The organism is Veillonella sp. (genome assembly GCF_019414865.1).
Classification (GTDB): domain Bacteria; phylum Bacillota; class Negativicutes; order Veillonellales; family Veillonellaceae; genus Veillonella.
The window spans coordinates 1-18,452 of the sequence record NZ_DXLG01000024.1 but is presented as its reverse complement, the minus strand read 5'-3'; the positions used below and the strand labels follow the sequence as shown (position 1 = coordinate 18,452).

Genomic DNA, 18,452 nt, shown 5'->3' with positions numbered 1-18,452 from the left:
TTGAAAATATAGTTTTTATAGTCGAAAATATGATGAAAAAGAACTATTGAAATACCGAAATATATACAGCGATATTCATGAAAATAATTCTCAAAACATGAAAAAGCATTGAGAAAACTGTATAGTTAAGCCGTTGAAAGCATGTATGTTGTGTGTTACGATTGATGCATAGAGTTAATCTCGATGTGTATGAGAAACATATGTCTTATACACTTGAGAGTTAAAAGTTATCTCACGGTAATTTAGAATTAATATTCAACTATGTTCCTGAGGAGGGATTATCTTGCGCGAGATTCAAGTATCTGAAATCACAAAAACAGTCCGTCAAATGTGTATGGACGCAGCTTACCACTTGCCAAAAGACATCTATGAAGGCTTGAAAAAAGGCCGTGAAACAGAAGAGTCTCCAGTTGGTTGCATCGTTCTCGATCAAATCATCAAAAATGCAGAAATTGCTGATGCTGAAGATCGTCCATATTGCCAAGATACTGGTATGACATTGGTATTCGTAGAAGTAGGTCAAGATGTTCATTTCGTTGGTGGCGATCTTAAAGAAGCTATCAATGAAGGTGTTGCTCAAGGTTATGTAGAAGGTTACCTTCGTAAATCCGTTGTAGCAGAACCATTGTTCAACCGTAAAAACACTCAAAACAACACACCTGCAATCATCTACATCGATATCGTTCCTGGCGATAAAGTAGAAATCAACGTAGAACTTAAAGGCTTCGGTTCTGAAAATAAATCTGACGTAGCTATGTTGGTACCTGCAGATGGCGTTGAAGGCGTTAAAAATGCAGTTCTTGAAATCGTAAAACATGCTGGCCCTAACCCATGCCCTCCAATCGTACTTGGCGTTGGTATTGGTGGTACTATGGACCAAGCAGCTGTTATGTCCAAAAAAGCTTTGCTTCGCGATATTAGCACTCCTCACAAAGATCCTGAGTATGCAAAATTGGAAGAAGAAATTTTGGAAATGGTTAACAAAACTGGTATCGGTCCACAATTGGGCGGCACAACAACTTGTATCGGTGTAAACATCGAATGGGGTGCAACTCATATCGCCGGCCTTCCTGTTGCTGTTACTATTATGTGTCATGCTGCTCGTCATAAACACGTAGTACTTTAATCGGTAGGAGGTAATTACAATGGCTGAAACAATTCGCATTAATACTGAAGAATATAATGAAGAGTTTTCCCGTAAATTAAAAGTTGGTGATAGCGTTCTTATTACTGGCAAAATTTACTCCGCTCGTGATGCTGCTCATAAAGTTATGACTGAAGCTTTAGCACGTGGCGAAAAATTACCAATCGATTGGACTAACAAATTCGTTTACTACCTTGGCCCAACACCTGCAAAACCTGGTGACCCAATTGGTTCCGCTGGTCCTACAACTTCTGGTCGTATGGATGCTTACACACCAACAATGCTTGATCAAGGTATCAAAGGCATGATCGGTAAAGGTTCCCGTAAACCAGCAGTAGTTGAATCCATGAAGAAAAATGGTTGCACATACTTCGCAGCAGTTGGTGGCGCTGCAGCATTGATTGCAAAATCCATCAAAAAATACGAAGTACTTGCTTATGGTGAACTTGGTCCAGAAGCTTTGGCTGAATTAACAGTTGAAGATTTCCCTTGCATCGTAGTTGGCGATACTGAAGGTAACAACTTCTACGAACAAGGCCAAAAACCTTATAGAAAAATCTAATATCACCGTTGAGTGATTGAAAGAGGCTTGCTAATGCAAGCCTCTTTTTTATCTATAGAGATCAATAATTATCACTGTACATGTATATATTTAATGATTATTACATTGTTTATTAGTATGATAGTAATATATGAAATTACTTTTATAGTTTATATATTATTATGTTAGATTCACTTTTGCTTAGTAGAGTAAAGTCTACCGATTCTGTCCATTTTGTGATAATATACATATAGATTTATACATTCAAAGTGAGTGAGGCGATATCATGACTTCTGTAGAAACTATTCGTCAGTCAGTGCGTACAGCGATGGCTGAATTGCTAGATTTGGCAAAGGTTCGAGAAGGTCAATTATTCGTGGTGGGTTGTTCCACTAGCGAAGTTATGGGTAAGAAAATTGGCACTGATTCCCACATTGATGTGGCTCAGATCCTATTTGATGAAATATATAAAGCTGTTAAAGCTAAAGGTCTTAATTTGGCCGTTCAATGCTGTGAGCATATTAATCGAGCTCTTGTTATGGAACGTAGTGCAGTAACATGGGAGGAAGAGGTTAATGTAGTACCTCAACGTCATGCAGGTGGAGCCATGGCTGTTACTGCCTATGAACGTTTTGACGATCCAGTGATGGTTGAATTTATTAAAGCTGATGCAGGTATCGACATCGGGGACACTTTCATAGGTATGCATATGAAACATGTTACTGTACCAGTGCGCCTCAGTATTAAAGAAATTGGTGAGGCTCATGTAACTGCTTGTCGTGTTCGACCTAAGAGCATTGGTGGTGAACGTGCTGCATATAATGAAGCGTTGATGTAGGGGGATAGTATGTCAAACGTAATACCATATTTTGTATTAGCTGTTGTAGCGCTTGGATTTTTTGCCATTTGTTACGCCGTTTTTAATCGTAATGATAGTGAAAGCCAAGCTAAAGATGAGCACCATGATAGATCTGTTACTAAATTTGATGGTGAACATCATAGAGAAAAGTCCGTTAATGAATCTAGGGTAGGCGATGTAACTGTTACACATGAAGGTGGAACCAATGTGTATACGGCCTCTGTGCTAGAGGGTAATGAAGAGTATAATGCTTCTGAATCTATGGTAACTCATGAAGATACATCTTATAACCGACGAGATGGTAATCAATTACATGTGGAAGACTCCGGAACAGGATATTCCTTGGCCTTAGGTCATCATGCAGGCGAGCCTGAGACTAAATCAAGTCAAGCTGACTTAAAAGGACAAGAACCTGTTCAAGATACATCTGTTTCTGCTGATTCTATTCCGCATGAATCTGTTTCACATGAATCTATTCAAGTAAATTCTGGTTCTCTAGAGAAGACAGAATCTGCTCCAACAGAACATAGTAATGATGAAACTATTATAATGCCTGCAGTTTCTGATGGTAAACGCTCTAATAGTGAGCATCATTCCACTCCATTGATGGATAAGACTATTGTTCTTGATGCTGTTACAGATGAACTTCGCAATCGAGCTAATTCTGTAGAGGATACGATTGCTATGGGCGAATCTGTAGAGGCTCTTGAAGCTGATGAAGCAGAACATATTGAGGCTACACAAATGATCGGTGGTGTCGATGAGATTAAAACAGCAGAAGGTCCATCTGTATTGGATGAAACGCGCTTGTTTGATGCTTCCGAAATAGAGGCTCAATTGGCAGCCGCTAGTATGGTTGAAGAAGAGGTACCAACAGGACAATGGGCTAAAGCGGCACATGAAGATAAATGTATTGAATTGGCAATCGCGCCATTTATTCATGCCTTCGGCATATTGCATGGAGATACACAACATTATGTGGAATCTATTACAAGAGATGCATTAGCAGCTCTTAATATTACAAAGTTAGCTGAAGTCAATGCACTTCTTGATAATATTGTTATTCAAGAAGCCTTGATGAGTATGCAAAAGGCTTATGCTGCGACGAATACAGAGTGGATGAAATCCGCCGCCTTAGGTGCGTTCTTAGATGTAGTACAATCACCTAAGTCTAGTACACCGTACCTTGTAGCCTTTGATGCGTTACGCGTATTGCCACATTTAACGCTAGGTCATTTCCAAGTTATGGCATTGACATTATTGTTACAATACTCTAGAAACTCTAATAACTATGGATTGATTCACTTCCAACATTATGTAGAAAAATATATTGAGCCATTCATTTCTGATTTGCCTCAAAATAACTCTTTCTATCGTCAATTAGATTACTTACGTTGTACACAAGAGGAACGCGAACCAATTACATTAGCTCAAGTGTTATCCAATTCCTATCCATTTGTGTTCAACTATCGTGGCTTCTCGAAGGAGGAACTCTTCCGTGCTACTGATGGTCATGGCGTTGATCCACGTTATGTGGTGCGTAGCTTGAATTCCAATCTTTATAAATTGGCGTTAGTTGACGAGTCTTTAGCACCTCGTTTCTTTAGACAAACTCGTATTTCTGATTCTATGGTTCAACGTGATCTCATTGCGCTTATGAAGAGTAAACCGACTGCTTTCAGAGGTCAAGAAGCACGTGATATTATGGATGATATTTCTCCAGTTCTACTAGATTTAGCGGATGTATTTGATCATACGCCGATGTCTAAAATCAGCTTAACATTGCTTGGCCTTTACTTAGGCCGTGCTCATGTGAAAGCAACTATTGGTGAAGAATTCGATTTATCTCATTGGTTCTAATGTGTAAAATTAATTGTAAAGAATTAATACTAAAGAACTAATACTAAAGAAATAATAACTGTATACTAAAAGGTCTCCCTAGATTATATAGGGAGACCTTTTTACGTTTATTGTATATTATTAGTTTTATTATAGGTTAAAAGATATGCTAGAAGCTATTAAAACCGAATTCTTCGATTCCTTCCACGTCTTTTAGTGTTACTGTACGGCCTGTAATATCGATAATGCCTTCATCTCTTAGGCGACCGAGTTCGCGGCTAAGTGCTGTGCGAGATACATTGAGTACCTCTGCCATTTGCTCGCGGTTATGTGGCAAATGGATTGTTGTAGACTGCTGACGTTTATAAATGTCTGTTAAGTACGCGAAAATCTTCTCGCGCATACCTTTCAAGGTAAGATAATGAACCTTTCTTGTGAGGAGAATAGCTTTTTCAGACAAATCCTCCAATAGGTTGGACAAGATTTTGGTTTGGCATTGTTGGCAATCTGGCAATGTATCAATAAATGTTTCGAGCGGAATGAACATAATTTTACTAACCTTTGTAGCTTTAATCGTAGCAGGCCATAATGGTTGTTTACTAAATAGTAATGCTTCACCAAAAATATCAGATTGTTCAAGGTTAGCCATAATAACACGTTGGCCCATAACATTTTCACGTGTCAGTAACGCACTGCCTTCGAGAATAACGCCAATGCCTTCCATAGGATCCCCAGAGAGGGCGATGAAGTCATTTTTCTTATAGCTATGAACAATAACCTTTGCATTATGTAAATAGCCTTTTAATTCAGGCTCACCTAATTTATTGAATAGAGGACAGTGTATAAGAGTGGGCAGATATTGGTTGATAATATCGTTTGAAAGTATTTGCTTCATGAGCACCTCCGGTGTGACGAAGTCTATAGTAAATTTAAATGATTATTGTATAATAATAGTATAAGGTCAAATGACCTACCTGTTCCACAAGGGGAGTCAGGTAAAAATTTTGAAAAAGTTTTTTATTTGTTGCTCAAGCTACAGAAATTGTATCATCTTTACGTTATACTTTCAAATGTAATCAATCAGACACCTGATAATTCATCAGTGTAATGTATAGGTTTTATATTATCTAGCTTGAATGCGAGGAAGTCTCGCAAAGGAGGATTTTTAAATGAGTATGTTCTGTTATCAATGCGAACAATCTGCAGCACCAGGCGGCTGTACTGTACAAGGTGTATGTGGTAAAACTGCACCAGTTGCTAACTTACAAGACGAATTAACTGCTGCTTTAGTTGGTTTAGCACGCGCTTTAGACGTAAAAGGCCAAACTAAAGAAGGCGTTGACTATTTAATGCGTGGTTTGTTCATGTGTGTAACAAACGTAAACTTCTCTGAAGACCGCGTTCAAGAATTCATCGACGAAGTAAACGCTTATCATGCAAAAATCGATAGCGCAGCTCAAAACTTCGATTGGGAACAATTGTGGAAAGGTGAAGAAGATATCGTATCCCTTCGCTCCACATTATTGTTAGGTATGCGTGGTATGGCTGCTTATGCATGGCATGCTGCACGCCTTGGTTTCCATGATCCTGAAGTTGATGCTTGGTTCATCAAAGGCATGGTAGAATTCGCTAAAGACCACAGTGCTGAAGAATGGTTGAACTTGTTGATGGAATTCGGTCAAATCAACTTGAAATGCATGGCTATTCTTGATAAAGCTAACACTGAAACATATGGTACTCCAGTACCAACTACAGTACCTTTGACTGTAGAACCAGGTCCTTTCATCGTTGTAACTGGTCATGACCTTCACGACTTGAATCAATTGTTGGAACAAACTGATGGTAAAGGTGTAAACATCTATACTCATGGTGAAATGTTACCTTGCCACGCTTACCCTGAATTGAAAAAACATCCTCAATTGAAAGGTAACTTTGGTACTGCATGGCAAAACCAACAAAAAGAATTCGTTGACGTTCCTGGCGCATTCTTGTTCACTACAAACTGCATTATGCCACCAAAAGAAAACTACAGAGCTAATATCTTCACTACAGATATGGTAGGTTTCGACGGCTGTGCACACGTAGAAGAAAAAGCTGATGGCACTAAAGACTTCTCCGCTGTTATTGAACGCGCAATCGAATTGGGCGGCTACAAAGAAGCTCAAGAATTCACTGGCATCAACGGTGGTCACGAAGTAACTACTGGTTTCGGTCACGGTACAGTATTGGGTATTGCTGATAAAGTAATCGACGCTGTAAAAGCTGGCGCAATCAAACACTTCTTCTTAGTTGGTGGTTGTGACGGTGCTAAAGTAGGCCGTAACTACTACACAGAATTCGTAAAACAAACTCCAGATGATACTGTAGTATTGACATTGGCTTGTGGTAAATTCCGCTTCAACGACCTTAACATCGGTGAAATCGGTGGTATCCCTCGTATCCTTGATATGGGTCAATGTAACGATGCTTACTCCGCTATTCAAGTAGCAGTAGCTTTGGCTGGTGCATTTGAATGTGACGTAAACGACTTGCCATTAACATTGGTATTGTCCTGGTACGAACAAAAAGCAGTATGTATCTTGTTAACATTGTTGGCATTGGGTATCCGTAACATCTACATCGGACCTTCCTTGCCTAAATTCTTCTCCAGCAATGTATTGAACATTTTGGTAGAAAAATTCCAATTACATCCAATTACAACTCCAGAAGCTGACATGAAAGCTATCTTGGGCTAATAGGATCCATTAACTTATTAACTACAGTCCTACTTCCCCTCTCTTTTATGATTTAGGACTGTTGTTATAAATAACGCACCTTAGGTTCGCCTAAGGTGCGTTTTTTACTATTTTGTGAAAGCTATCTGTTAGTGGCTGTATATTGATGGGGTCCTGTTTCGTATCTACAACTTAGTTAAAAAGGAAGGACTATACTTCTTTGCTCCTCGTGACCTGATGTCGCTGCATAAGTATAGTCCTTCCTTTTTATAACTGTAGATATGGAGGTGTCCCATCAATATACTACTTCTTTGATAGATTTTCCCAAAATAGTATGTGCTGCGAGATAGACGCGTTTCGGCCCTCAATAGGTGGTGCCCATTAGTAAAACGTTTGAGGAACATAAGTCCATCAATTTACTATTCCCTACGATAGCTTTTATAAAACTAGTGTGTTGAGGGGAGATCGCTGCATAAGTATAGTCTTTCCTTTTTATAACTGTAGATAAGAAGGCGTCCCATCAATATACTGCCTCTTTGATAGTTTTCACATAAATAGTGCTTGGGGAGGGGAATGATATGTACATAAACTTAGTCCTCCGTATGTGTACAAAAATACAGCTAATGTGCATATAGACATTAATCAATATCGATTGTTATACTATAGATATAGTAAGATTTTCTCACATTATTTATGTGTATATAGAGGCGTGTATGAATAGTATTTTTGATATTATAGGGCCTGTTATGATTGGCCCGTCTAGTTCGCATACAGCTGGTGCTGCGCGGCTAGGTAAGATGGCGCGGTGCATTTTCCGTTCCACACCTAAAAAGGTAGATTTAACCTTATATGGCTCTTTTGCTAAGACTTATAAAGGCCATGGTACAGACCGTGCCTTGATTGGGGGCTTATTAGGTTTTAAAGAGGATGATACAAATATTCGTGTTGCTCATAAATTAGCTGAAAAAGAGGGCATGGAATATAACTTTATCGAGTCTCCTCTTGATGTAGGTCATCCTAATGTAGTTCGTTTTGATATGTACGATGAACATAATCGTCATATGACGGTGATAGGTCGATCTCTTGGTGGCGGTCAAATTATGATTACCGAAGTAGATGGCAATGATATGTCTATTACTGGCGATGAGTTTACTCTTGTTGTATTCCATGAAGATAGACCTGGCGCCATCTCTTTGGTGAGCCAAGCATTGAGTGAGTCCGATATTAATATTGCAACGATGCGTGTATTCCGGAAGGGTAAGCACAAGGATGCAGTGATGGTCATTACTACAGATACGGTGGTAAATCCAATTACAGTTCAGTTTATGCGCGAGTGCCCAGGCATTCAAGATGTCATGACCTTTGAAGCGTTATAGGAGGGTGAATAATGAGCTATGCATATGATACAATTGCAGATATTATTCGCCTAGCTGAGGAAAATAACATTTCCTTTGGCGAAGTAGTACTGCGTTATGAATTAGAGAATTATGACCGCAGTGAAGAAGCGGTTATTCGTGAAATAGAGCATCGTTTAGACATCTTTGAAGGTTCTATTCAAGATGGTATAGACTATGCAGAAAAAACAGCGTCTGGTATGTCCGGTGGCCAGGCGGCACAGCTTAATGGACAAGCACCAAGATTTATGAGTGATATTGCGTACAAGGCGATGACCTATGCTATTGCTGTAAACGAGGCAAATGCGAAAATGTTCCGCATTGTTGCGTGCCCTACGGCTGGATCTTGTGGTGTTATGCCTGGTGCGGTGAAAGCTGTAGCAGACCATTACAAGTTAGATAGAGAAACAGTAGTAAAAGGTTTCTTGGCTGCTTCTGGTATTGGCAATGTTGTGGCGAATCGCGCTTGTGTGGCTGGCGCCGTTGGCGGTTGCCAAGCAGAAATTGGTACGGCCGCTTGTATGGCTGCCGGTGCCATTGTAGAAATGATGGGCGGTACGCCTTGTCAAGTAGGCCATGCCATTGCATTGTGCATGAAAAACTTATTGGGCCTTGCCTGTGATCCAGTAGCGGGGCTTGTAGAGGTACCGTGCGTTAAACGTAATGGTTTCTATGCAGTTCATGCCATTACTGCATCTGAATTGGCTTTGATGAATATTGAAAGTCAAATTCCACCAGATGAAGTTATTGAAGCAATGAATAATATCGGTCGCGCTATGCCAGCAGCATTGCGTGAAACAAGTGATGGCGGCCTTGCGGTAACACCGACGGGTACAGCTATTGCAGAACGAGTGCAATCCTTATAGGATTGCACTTTTTTCATGCTTTCATTTGTAGTAAAATAAAAGTTAGACTAGTTCGGAAAGGAGTGTGCATGATGGAACAGGCCAATCGAATATTGACTGTATTAGAAGAAGCAGGTTATGAAGCCTATATCATTGGCGGAGCAGTGCGTGATATTTTGATGCATCAAAAGCCTCATGACTTTGATATTGTGACGTCTGCACGCCCTGATACGGTAATTGAAGTCCTACGCGGTCAAGATATTCAAACGACAGACTTAGTAGGAAAATCCTTTGGTGTAGTAGTAGCTACACTAGGAGGAAAGCAATATGAAATTGCAACGTATCGCACTGAACGATATGGAGCAGATAGTCATCGACCAGAAGAAATCGCTTATGCCGATACATTAGACGAAGATGTATTGCGCCGCGACTTTACGGTCAATGGTATGGCTATGAATCGCTTTGGTGAGGTCATAGACCTAGTAGGGGGACGCCGAGATATCAAGCATAAGACATTGCGAACCATTGGCAATGCACAGCAACGCTTCGAAGAAGACGCATTGCGATTATTTAGAGCATGCCGCTTTGTGGCAAAGCTAGATTTCTTACCTACCGAAGACTTATTAGAAGCTATGCCAAAGGCATTTCATCGTGTGCCTGGATTATCTCTCGAGAGAGTTCGTAGTGAACTGGACCGACTCATGTTAGAGCCTGCTGTGGCTAAGGGCCTTGATGTATTAGTACAATCTCGCTTGGCCGAGTGCTCTTGTCGCGTTGTAGAAAATGGTGTCGCTCGTGAAGTACCTATTTTACCAGAGCTATACCATCTTGTGAATTTACCACAAGAAAAAGACTTTCACGAATTTGATGGTTGGTATCATACATTAGCCGTTGTATCTCATACAGAACCAGATTTGATATTGCGTTGGGGTGCACTGTTACACGATGTAGCAAAGGGTATGCCTACGGTGCGAGCTGTTATTAACGGCCGATTGACCGATCGTGGCCATGATACATTAGGCTCTGAGATGACAGAGACCTTGCTTACTCGTTTAGGGTATCCGAAAGCCTTTGTGCGCCGCGTAGCTTGGATTGTGAAAAATCACATGCGCTTTCACTATTTTGTACAAAATGGAGAAGCTAATGAGAAAAAGTGGATCCGTAAAGAGGCTCGCAGTGGTGAGTTCCGGGATAGTCAAATTATGCGAATTGCATGGGAACAATTATCTAAGGTTTGTGCTGCCGATGTGTTAGGCTGTGGGAAGCCTTATGCAGCGACTGATGGTACCTTAGCCTTTGGTGAATGTATGGCAGATCTTAGTTTAGAGATGCCTATCCATACAAAGGATTTAAATTATGACGAACGAGTTATTAAGCTTGCAGGGAAAAAAGTGGGGGAAGGATTGCAGTATTTATTAGGTCAAGTACAAAATGGGGTGATTCCCAATGAACCAGATGCATTATATGATGCATTAGACCATAAGTTACGCCGTCCAGTGGAGAAATGATGAAGTTATTAAATAAAGCGTTATTACGCATGAGTGATTGGAGTCGCACTACGTGGTGCCTTGCCATACTCATGACCGTTGCCTTCGTCCTTATTGGGCGTTTAGCACAGTTACAGGTCTTTGATACCTTTGACCTAGAGAAGAAAAACTTATTACAAGTTCAAGTAGATAGAAAATTACAATCGCCGCGCGGTACAATCTATGACCGTAATGGCAAGCCTTTGGCGATGAGTGTAGTTACAAAATCTTTATATGCGGATCCGAAGATGATTAAACAGTCTCCTCAAGAGATTGCGGATCTCATTTCACCGTATGTAACGATGTCAAAAGAGAATATTGTGAAAGCTTTGCAAGAGGATACCGCCTTTGTCTGGTTGAATCGTATGATGGATGCAGATAAATCAAAAGGGGTACAACAAGTTATTAAGGATAATAATATTGCAGGCCTTAATTTCGTTGAAGAATCTAAGCGCTATTATCCAAATGGTGTCTTAGCGGCACAAGTATTAGGCTTTGTCGGTACTGATGATAAAGGTCTTGATGGTCTAGAAATGGTTCTTGATGACGAATTAAAGGGGGGCGTACAACAAGAAATTGTAGCTACTGATAATAAAGGGAATGCCATCTTTGGTTCCGTACTATCTAAATTTTTACCAGATAAGGGTAAAAGTGTAACCTTAACCATCGATGCAACAATTCAATTTATTGCAGAACGCGCTCTTGATAAGGCAATGGTTGATACAGGAGCTAAGCATGCCAGCGTTATCGTTATGGATCCAAAGAACGGTGAAATATTAGCGATGGCCAATCGTCCAAGTTATGATCCTAATAACTACAACCAAAGTGGTGAAGAGGCTTTCAAAAATATTGCGGTTACCAATTTATATGAACCAGGTTCTACATTCAAACCTATCATTGCATCTGCAGCTCTTGCAGCAGGCAAATGGAAGTTAGACACTGTGTATAACGATAAAGGGGCCTTCGCTGCCAATGGACATATCATTAGAAACTGGAATGGTGAGGGATATGGTCCTGTTCGTTTGCTAGATATTTTGAAGTACTCTATTAATACTGGTATGGCTGAAATTGGTACATTAACAGGTGCAGATATTCTCTCGAAATATGTACGTGATTATGGCTTTGGTTCTGAAACAGGTATTGAATTGCCTGGTGAAGGAGCAGGTATTTTGTATAATCCAGAGGATATGAGTAAGCTAGATGTTGCTACTATGTCCATCGGTCAAGGTATTGCGGTTACACCATTACAAATGGTTCGCGCCTTTGGTGCCCTTTCTAATGGTGGGGCTATGATGAAACCACATATCATCAAGTCTTATAGTAACTCTCAAGGCGATGTAACAAGTACGACTGAAACATCTGTTGTGGGACAACCAGTTCCGGAGGAAACCGCTAAAACCATTGTAGATATTCTGGAAAAAGAAGTATCTGAAGGTGGCGGTACAAAAGCGATGGTAGAAGGTTATCACTTCGGCGGTAAAACTGGTACGGCGGAAAAACTAGATACCAAACATGGCGGTTATCTCGACGGACAATACATTGCGTCCTTTATTGGTTTTGGCCCTGTAGAGGATCCAAAATTTGTAGTTCTTGTCGTTATTGATGACCCACAAAAGGGTTCTTATTATGGTAGTCAAATTGTAGCCCCTGTATTTAAGGACATCGTATCTCAGCTTGTACGGTATTACCAAATGAGTCCGTATGTTAAAGAAAGTACACCAGTAGCTGTTAAAGCTGCTAATACACTACCTGAACCAAAACCGGGAAGTGATGGTTCTGTTACATTGCCTAACTTTACTGGTTTTACCTATGGTGAAGTGCGTGATTGGTTACATAAGGCGGGACTTGCCTTTAAACCGGATGGAACTGGTACGGCTACATCTCAAGATGAAAGTAGCGGTACAACTGTTCAGGCTGGTACAGCAATTACTGTTCATTTCCGTAGATAAAACGAATTCGGTCATAATTAGAAATTATAGACAGTTCGTTATATAATAGAATAAGAGACTTAGGTGCCTCTCCGGAGGCACCTTATTTTATAGATAGTTTGAATGAATGGAGATACACATGATCGAATTACGCGGTAAAGCAGTAGCAGATGCTCACAAGGCGATTTTACAAGAAAAAGTTGCAGCAGTAGGCGACTCTGTAATTACTATGGCAGTATTACTCGTTGGTGAAGACCATGGGGCTCATATGTATGCTACATTTATGGAAAAGACAGCTAAGAACTTTGGCTATGGCTTTGTATTAAAGGAATTACCTGAAACGGCTACACAGGATGAAGTAGTTACAGCATTGCAAGAATTAAATAATGATGCAGCAGTTCATGGAATTTTACCGTTAATGCCGATGCCTAAACACATTGATACAGAGGCTCTTATTGATATGCTAGATCCTAAAAAAGATATTGATGGTTTAACTACGTACAATATTGGCCTTGTAACTGCAGGTAAAGGTGGTTTTGCCCCTTGTACTGCTAAGGCGTGCATGGCAATTTTGAATCACTACGATATTCCTGTAGAGGGGAAACATGTGGTAGTAATCGGTCGTAGCCAAGTTATTGGCAAACCAGTAGCTCTTATGACCCTTGGTGCACATGGTACTGTTACAATGTGCCATTCTAGAACTCCTGATTTGGCAGAGCAAGTAAAACGAGGCGATATCGTCATTGCTGCAGCGGGTCGTGCTCATATGATTACAGCAGATATGATTAAGCCAGGTGCTGTTGTTATCGATGTAGGCATTAATGAACTAGAAGGTAAGACGGTAGGCGATGTTGATTATGAAGCGGTAAAAGATATTGCGTCTGCAATTACTCCAGTGCCTGGTGGTGTAGGCTCTGTAACGACTACTATGATGCTTGAAGCTGTATATGAGGCATACCATGCATGAGATGTCTATAGCAGAAGGTATACTTGATGTAGCCCTCGATACATTGCGCCAACACGATGCATCTGTGATTCATTCCGTTCAACTCGATTTGGGCCTTATGAGTGGAGTAGAGCCAGATTCTCTCCTATTTTGCTGGGAAGCCGTTACAAAGGGGACTGCAGCAGAAGGTTCGCGTATAGAAATTAATACGATTCCTATTGAAGGAAAGTGCTTGGATTGTGATAAAACATTTCCTGTAGAAAATTATAAGTTTATCTGTCCCTATTGTGACAGTCATTTCGTACAAACCATTGGTGGCCGCGAACTACAAGTGACCTCCATGGATATCGATTGATAGAAAGGTTAGGCATGCAAGTTCAAGTTAAAACTAATGTATTGGCAAAAAATGATGCCATTGCAGAGTCCTTACAACAGTTGTTTAAGGAAAAAAATATTTTTGTATTTAATCTATTAGGTTCTCCAGGGGCTGGTAAAACATCTCTATTGGAGGCAACTTTACATGATTTGAAAAAAGATTACCGCCTTGCTGTTATTGAAGGTGATTTATTTACTGCTAAGGATGCGGAACGGATTCATGAATTAGGCGTTCCTGTTATTCAAATCAATACAGTGGGAGGTTGCCATCTTGATGCACAAATGATTCAAGATGCACTAGGTGATTTAAATCTTGATGAACTCGATATGATCATTATCGAGAATGTAGGTAACCTTGTATGCCCTGCAGAATTTGAGATTGGTGAAAGCATGAAGGTAACTGTATTATCTGTTACTGAAGGTGAAGATAAGCCTCTTAAATACCCATTAATCTTTAAAGAGTCAAAGGCTATTCTCATTAATAAGATAGATTTATTGCCTTATGTACCATTTAAAAAAGACAAGGCAATACAAGATATACGTAATTTGAATCCAACAGGAGAGATTTTTGAAGTAAGTTGCACGGCCCATAATGGGTTAGAGCCATGGTTGACATGGTTGCGTGCGCAATTGGAGAGTAATCGATGAATCATTCTATTAAGAGCCGTATCGTAGCGGCACTTTTAGTTGGCCTATCTGCTACAACGGTAGGGTATGCGGCAGAACCGGCTATTTCCACAGTGAAACCGACGGCTGTAGAAGCTACAGAGGATACAAATGATGCGGCAGCTACTGCTGCACCTGTAGAAACGGTGGAACCTGATGCGGCTAATTCTGTTGCGTATATAGATAATGCACCGATTAAAGCCGTTAAAATTGATACAAAAATAAAGAAGGAAAACACAAAAACAGGTTGGTTGGCCGAACAAATGGCAGTTACCGAGTTTGGTGATTCCATACAATTTTGGCAAGCAGCTAGCGAAAATGAAGGATCCTTGCCTAGTGTAACGCAAAATAATTTGGCGGATATCGGCAAGTCCTATACGGCTAATAATTTACCAACCATAGGGTCTGAAGATGATTATGCCATTGATGGGTACCGCTTAGGTGATCAGTTTGTAGCACCTAAAGATGTAGAAAAAACGGTAGTGCGTGATAACTTTACGACGTACTATATGAAAGATTTGGAGGTAACCGTATATACGGGACCTACTCAAGAACGATTGATAAACAATCAATTGCGAGGTCAAGGGGCTACCTATTTCTTTGAGCCAAATACTATTACTAATATTCATAGTACGAAAAAAGGCGCCCGTACTGTACGCGATATAGGTGTGGGTAGTACGCGCATGGAATTGGTATTTGCTTATGGCAGTCCTAATGCGATGTGGCGTGACTTGAAAAATGAAAGCTATATTTTCCTTTATGAAGGTCATTCCGAAAATTCATGGTCTCGAAAAAAGGACTTTAACGGCTCGATAGAGAATACAAATAATAATAGCCAACAACAATCTATGTTAGGACAACAGAAAGAATATATTGCTTTCACCATCAAACAAAGCAATGTAGAAGCTGTTGATATGATTAGTGGTCAAGTATGGCCAAGATTTGGATTACCTAAAGCTCCAGTATATGATTTCGAAGCTGGTAAGTTGACTGCTGATGATTTTGTATTGCGTGGCTATAAATTGAATGATCATTTTGTTAATGATCCAAATAACGACTGGAAACATCAAGGTATGTTGTTTGGTTCCACCTTTATTGGATATAACGAATATGGTGTAAGTGTTGATAAAAAAAATCTTATCAATCGCGTATTGTTAAACATTTACACACCTACCCGTCGTGGCATCGCGATGGGCGATACTAAGTATCTATTGCTCTTTGTGTATGGTATGCCAACTCGTATCGTTGAATCTACAACAAATGCGGGCACGTCTACCGTATATGAATATAAAAATCCAGCGGCAAGCGATTCATATTTACAGTTTGCCCTAGATGATAAAAACCAATATATCAAATCCGTTATGTTATCTGACCGTCCAGTTAAGTAGGATTGGTCACAGCGAGGAGGCAAAGGATATGGTTACTGTTCAAGATGTAAGAGAACGTTGGGAAAAAATTCAAGGTGATGATGAACGCATATTGTTTATCGTTGGTGGTCCTGGTTCTGGTAAAAGTTTGCTAATTCGTGAATTGTCTGAGCAAAAAGGTTGGAAGTACTTAGAAGCGAAACAACTTATTGAAGAAGAATTTTTGTTAGTACCTCGTGATGAAAGACCACAATTGGCAGAAGAAGTAATTCGCCGTGCATTAAGTCGTAGTGATACAGAAGTGGTGCTCATCGATGGTATTAATGTGTTGTTTGCACCGATTTTAAATTTAAATCCTCTTGAACTATTAAAGACTATTAGTAAAACATATCCGATTGTTGTAGGTTGGCGTGGTCATCTCGAAGGTGATCAATTATACTTAGAACACAATAATGATCCAAAACATGCGGTTGTAACAGTTACTAAACCTGAACGTGTTATGGTTATTGATTAATTAAAGCTATATTGATTACTGAGGGCATTATATATTGCCATGAGTTATGACCGCATTTATAAAGGTAGGTGATATCATGGAACAATATATAATTGCCCTCATTTTGGGTATTATAGAAGGTATAACCGAATGCATTCCTGTATCTAGTACAGGTCATATGATTATTATTGGGCATATGCTTAATTTTGAAGCCGCCCATGCCGATGTATTTGAAGTGTTTATTCAAATTGGGGCTATTCTTGCTATATATACACATTATAGACGGACCTTTAATAGCTTTTTAAAACGGAAGAATTGGATTAAAACTCGTGGCGTATCTCTATTACATATTGGGGCAGGTGTGCTACCTGTATTAACAGCGGGCTATCTTTTACAATATATTATTAAAGGGTATCTATTTGGGCCAATTCCTGTCATAGTAGGCCTTGTGCGACCATTGCGGGAGGCATGTTGATTGGATGTACGCGTAGAGCTGCCGCTGATTTTTCTTTTATTATGGCTGTACCTGTTATGATCATTGTTTGCGTGTATGATTTGTTACGGGTAATCCATTTACTAGAACTAAATGATATTATTATGTTTGCCATTGGCACATTAGTATCGTATATAGTAGGGTATATCACTGTAAAAGTATTTTTATGGTATTTAAATCGGTCTTCATTATCTTCCTTTGGATATTATAGAATTATTGTTGCTATACTAGCGATTATCTACCTTTATCTATGATTGCCGATGAGGAAAAAATGAAGTTTAAAAAGTTTAGAAAAAATACTTGCATAGGGTATCGTTTCATGTTATTATGATTAAGCACTAAGGGTTACCGCAGTGAACGAAAAAACTTCAAAAAAGCTTTTAAAAAGTTCTTGACACTTAGTGAGGCGGATGATAAAATACATCTTGTCGTAATGATGCTGGCGTAGCTCAATTGGTAGAGCAGCTGACTTGTAATCAGCAGGTTGTGGGTTCAATTCCTATCGCCAGCTCCATTTTATTTTTGGAGGGATTCCCGAGCGGCCAAAGGGAGCAGACTGTAAATCTGCCGTCTTCGACTTCGAAGGTTCGAATCCTTCTCCCTCCACCATTTATAGCGGGGTGGAGCAGTTGGTAGCTCGTCGGGCTCATAACCCGAAGGTCGCAGGTTCAAGTCCTGTCCCCGCAACCACAAAAATTCACAGTGAAATGATCGTTCATTGTGCTGGTGTAGCTCAGTCGGCAGAGCGTATCCTTGGTAAGGATAAGGTCACCGGTTCAATCCCGGTCACTAGCTCCATACATGGCGGCATAGCTCAGTTGGCTAGAGCAATCGGTTCATACCCGGTGTGTCCGCGGTTCAAATCCGTGTGCCGCCACCATTAAACCTCACGTTGGTGAGGATTTTTTATTTTCCATAAAATATAAATTGAAGCTGATGAGTGTAAAGATTAGATTTGTCAGTTTTTTTATTTTAGAAGAATATTTGTATTTTTAGAAGTTTTTCTATATATGGTATAATAATGTATAAGGGAATCTTATATTCCATTGATAAATTAGGGTTAATATATTATATTAATACTAGAATGTAATTTGTTTTTGTGAAGGAGGATACAATCCTAATGGCAAAAGAAAAATTTGAACGTACGAAACCGCATGTTAACATTGGTACAATCGGTCACGTTGACCATGGTAAAACTACTTTGACAGCTGCAATCACTAAAGTATTAGCTGAAAAAGGTCAAGCTGAATTCCAAGATTACAGCAACATCGATAAAGCTCCAGAAGAACGTGAACGTGGTATCACAATCAACACTGCACACG

The 18,452-nt window shown here is 39.9% G+C and carries 16 protein-coding genes, 5 tRNA genes and 1 pseudogene; 21 read left to right on the top strand and 1 reads right to left on the bottom strand.

Annotated features, from left to right (window positions below; genetic code table 11):
- Positions 1–283 precede the first annotated feature (283 nt).
- The 4 genes from QZ334_RS02780 to QZ334_RS02765 all read left to right on the top strand — a co-directional run bounded on the left by QZ334_RS02780 (position 284) and on the right by QZ334_RS02765 (position 4,404).
- Complete coding sequence (locus tag QZ334_RS02780) at positions 284–1,126, top strand: fumarate hydratase (RefSeq protein ID WP_009660830.1); 843 nt, start codon at positions 284–286, stop codon at positions 1,124–1,126.
- Positions 1,127–1,145: 19 nt separating this feature from the next.
- Complete coding sequence (locus QZ334_RS02775) at positions 1,146–1,706, top strand: Fe-S-containing hydro-lyase (protein ID WP_005385442.1); 561 nt, start codon at positions 1,146–1,148, stop codon at positions 1,704–1,706.
- 265 nt (positions 1,707–1,971) lie between these two features.
- Positions 1,972–2,523 (top strand): TIGR01440 family protein, encoded by a 552-nt coding sequence (locus QZ334_RS02770; protein ID WP_105094198.1) that lies wholly within the window; start codon positions 1,972–1,974, stop codon positions 2,521–2,523.
- Between the two features lie 9 nt (positions 2,524–2,532).
- Positions 2,533–4,404, top strand: coding sequence for an LPO_1073/Vpar_1526 family protein (locus QZ334_RS02765; protein ID WP_295231756.1), 1,872 nt, complete (start codon positions 2,533–2,535; stop codon positions 4,402–4,404).
- A gap of 148 nt (positions 4,405–4,552) precedes the next feature.
- On the opposite strand, the gene QZ334_RS02760 is transcribed toward QZ334_RS02765, so the two are convergent.
- Positions 4,553–5,278: a Crp/Fnr family transcriptional regulator gene (locus QZ334_RS02760; protein ID WP_295231754.1), complete on the bottom strand. Its 726-nt coding sequence runs from the start codon at positions 5,276–5,278 to the stop codon at positions 4,553–4,555.
- A 274-nt stretch (positions 5,279–5,552) separates the two neighbouring features.
- Between QZ334_RS02760 and hcp the strand changes: the two genes are divergently transcribed.
- From hcp to QZ334_RS02675, 17 genes and pseudogenes are all read left to right on the top strand, one after another.
- Positions 5,553–7,118: a hydroxylamine reductase gene (gene hcp / locus QZ334_RS02755; protein ID WP_005377073.1), complete on the top strand. Its 1,566-nt coding sequence runs from the start codon at positions 5,553–5,555 to the stop codon at positions 7,116–7,118.
- 692 nt (positions 7,119–7,810) lie between these two features.
- Positions 7,811–8,473 carry an L-serine ammonia-lyase, iron-sulfur-dependent subunit beta gene (sdaAB, locus tag QZ334_RS02750; protein WP_005385446.1) on the top strand — a complete coding sequence of 221 codons (663 nt, stop codon included), beginning with the start codon at positions 7,811–7,813 and terminating at the stop codon, positions 8,471–8,473.
- 11 nt (positions 8,474–8,484) lie between these two features.
- On the top strand, positions 8,485–9,357 hold the full coding sequence (gene sdaAA / locus QZ334_RS02745; RefSeq protein WP_295231751.1) for an L-serine ammonia-lyase, iron-sulfur-dependent, subunit alpha: 873 nt from the start codon (positions 8,485–8,487) through the stop codon (positions 9,355–9,357).
- Between the two features lie 68 nt (positions 9,358–9,425).
- Positions 9,426–10,844 (top strand): CCA tRNA nucleotidyltransferase, encoded by a 1,419-nt coding sequence (locus tag QZ334_RS02740; RefSeq protein WP_295231748.1) that lies wholly within the window; start codon positions 9,426–9,428, stop codon positions 10,842–10,844.
- Positions 10,844–12,811 carry a penicillin-binding transpeptidase domain-containing protein gene (locus QZ334_RS02735; protein ID WP_295231746.1) on the top strand — a complete coding sequence of 656 codons (1,968 nt, stop codon included), beginning with the start codon at positions 10,844–10,846 and terminating at the stop codon, positions 12,809–12,811. The genes QZ334_RS02740 and QZ334_RS02735 overlap by 1 nt, the downstream gene beginning before the upstream one ends.
- A 118-nt stretch (positions 12,812–12,929) precedes the next feature.
- Entirely contained in the window at positions 12,930–13,757 is an 828-nt protein-coding gene (locus tag QZ334_RS02730) for a bifunctional 5,10-methylenetetrahydrofolate dehydrogenase/5,10-methenyltetrahydrofolate cyclohydrolase (RefSeq protein ID WP_009350992.1), read from the top strand.
- Positions 13,750–14,091 carry a hydrogenase maturation nickel metallochaperone HypA gene (gene hypA, locus QZ334_RS02725; RefSeq protein ID WP_005385455.1) on the top strand — a complete coding sequence of 114 codons (342 nt, stop codon included), beginning with the start codon at positions 13,750–13,752 and terminating at the stop codon, positions 14,089–14,091. Before QZ334_RS02730 ends, hypA begins: the two co-directional genes overlap by 8 nt.
- Before the next feature lie 14 nt (positions 14,092–14,105).
- Positions 14,106–14,759: a hydrogenase nickel incorporation protein HypB gene (hypB, locus tag QZ334_RS02720; protein ID WP_005385456.1), complete on the top strand. Its 654-nt coding sequence runs from the start codon at positions 14,106–14,108 to the stop codon at positions 14,757–14,759.
- Positions 14,756–16,165 carry a hypothetical protein gene (locus tag QZ334_RS02715; RefSeq protein WP_295231743.1) on the top strand — a complete coding sequence of 470 codons (1,410 nt, stop codon included), beginning with the start codon at positions 14,756–14,758 and terminating at the stop codon, positions 16,163–16,165. The genes hypB and QZ334_RS02715 overlap by 4 nt, the downstream gene beginning before the upstream one ends.
- A 28-nt stretch (positions 16,166–16,193) precedes the next feature.
- On the top strand, positions 16,194–16,658 hold the full coding sequence (gene brxF, locus QZ334_RS02710) for a BREX-3 system P-loop-containing protein BrxF (protein ID WP_005385460.1): 465 nt from the start codon (positions 16,194–16,196) through the stop codon (positions 16,656–16,658).
- Positions 16,659–16,734: 76 nt separating this feature from the next.
- A pseudogene (locus QZ334_RS02705) lies at positions 16,735–17,384 on the top strand (undecaprenyl-diphosphate phosphatase).
- A 184-nt stretch (positions 17,385–17,568) separates the two neighbouring features.
- Positions 17,569–17,644: transfer RNA gene (locus QZ334_RS02700), tRNA-Thr, on the top strand.
- 10 nt (positions 17,645–17,654) lie between these two features.
- A tRNA-Tyr gene (locus QZ334_RS02695) sits at positions 17,655–17,739 on the top strand.
- 5 nt (positions 17,740–17,744) lie between these two features.
- Positions 17,745–17,820, top strand: a tRNA-Met gene (locus QZ334_RS02690).
- A 32-nt stretch (positions 17,821–17,852) separates the two neighbouring features.
- A tRNA-Thr gene (locus tag QZ334_RS02685) sits at positions 17,853–17,928 on the top strand.
- A gap of 5 nt (positions 17,929–17,933) precedes the next feature.
- A tRNA-Met gene (locus QZ334_RS02680) sits at positions 17,934–18,010 on the top strand.
- Positions 18,011–18,250: 240 nt separating this feature from the next.
- A partial coding sequence (locus QZ334_RS02675) for a GTP-binding protein (protein WP_295231739.1) occupies positions 18,251–18,452 on the top strand: 202 nt, incomplete at its 3' end.

Excerpts from the sequence above, each read along its gene's own strand:
- QZ334_RS02775 (WP_005385442.1), top strand. The coding sequence starts at position 1,146 with ATGGCTGAAACAATTCGCATTAATACTGAAGAATATAATGAAGAGTTT.
- QZ334_RS02770 (WP_105094198.1), top strand. The coding sequence starts at position 1,972 with ATGACTTCTGTAGAAACTATTCGTCAGTCAGTGCGTACAGCGATGGCT.
- QZ334_RS02765 (WP_295231756.1), top strand. The coding sequence starts at position 2,533 with ATGTCAAACGTAATACCATATTTTGTATTAGCTGTTGTAGCGCTTGGA.
- QZ334_RS02760 (WP_295231754.1), bottom strand. The coding sequence starts at position 5,278 with ATGAAGCAAATACTTTCAAACGATATTATCAACCAATATCTGCCCACT.
- hcp (WP_005377073.1), top strand. The coding sequence starts at position 5,553 with ATGAGTATGTTCTGTTATCAATGCGAACAATCTGCAGCACCAGGCGGC.
- sdaAB (WP_005385446.1), top strand. The coding sequence starts at position 7,811 with ATGAATAGTATTTTTGATATTATAGGGCCTGTTATGATTGGCCCGTCT.
- sdaAA (WP_295231751.1), top strand. The coding sequence starts at position 8,485 with ATGAGCTATGCATATGATACAATTGCAGATATTATTCGCCTAGCTGAG.
- QZ334_RS02740 (WP_295231748.1), top strand. The coding sequence starts at position 9,426 with ATGATGGAACAGGCCAATCGAATATTGACTGTATTAGAAGAAGCAGGT.
- QZ334_RS02735 (WP_295231746.1), top strand. The coding sequence starts at position 10,844 with ATGAAGTTATTAAATAAAGCGTTATTACGCATGAGTGATTGGAGTCGC.
- QZ334_RS02730 (WP_009350992.1), top strand. The coding sequence starts at position 12,930 with ATGATCGAATTACGCGGTAAAGCAGTAGCAGATGCTCACAAGGCGATT.
- hypA (WP_005385455.1), top strand. The coding sequence starts at position 13,750 with ATGCATGAGATGTCTATAGCAGAAGGTATACTTGATGTAGCCCTCGAT.
- hypB (WP_005385456.1), top strand. The coding sequence starts at position 14,106 with ATGCAAGTTCAAGTTAAAACTAATGTATTGGCAAAAAATGATGCCATT.
- QZ334_RS02715 (WP_295231743.1), top strand. The coding sequence starts at position 14,756 with ATGAATCATTCTATTAAGAGCCGTATCGTAGCGGCACTTTTAGTTGGC.
- brxF (WP_005385460.1), top strand. The coding sequence starts at position 16,194 with ATGGTTACTGTTCAAGATGTAAGAGAACGTTGGGAAAAAATTCAAGGT.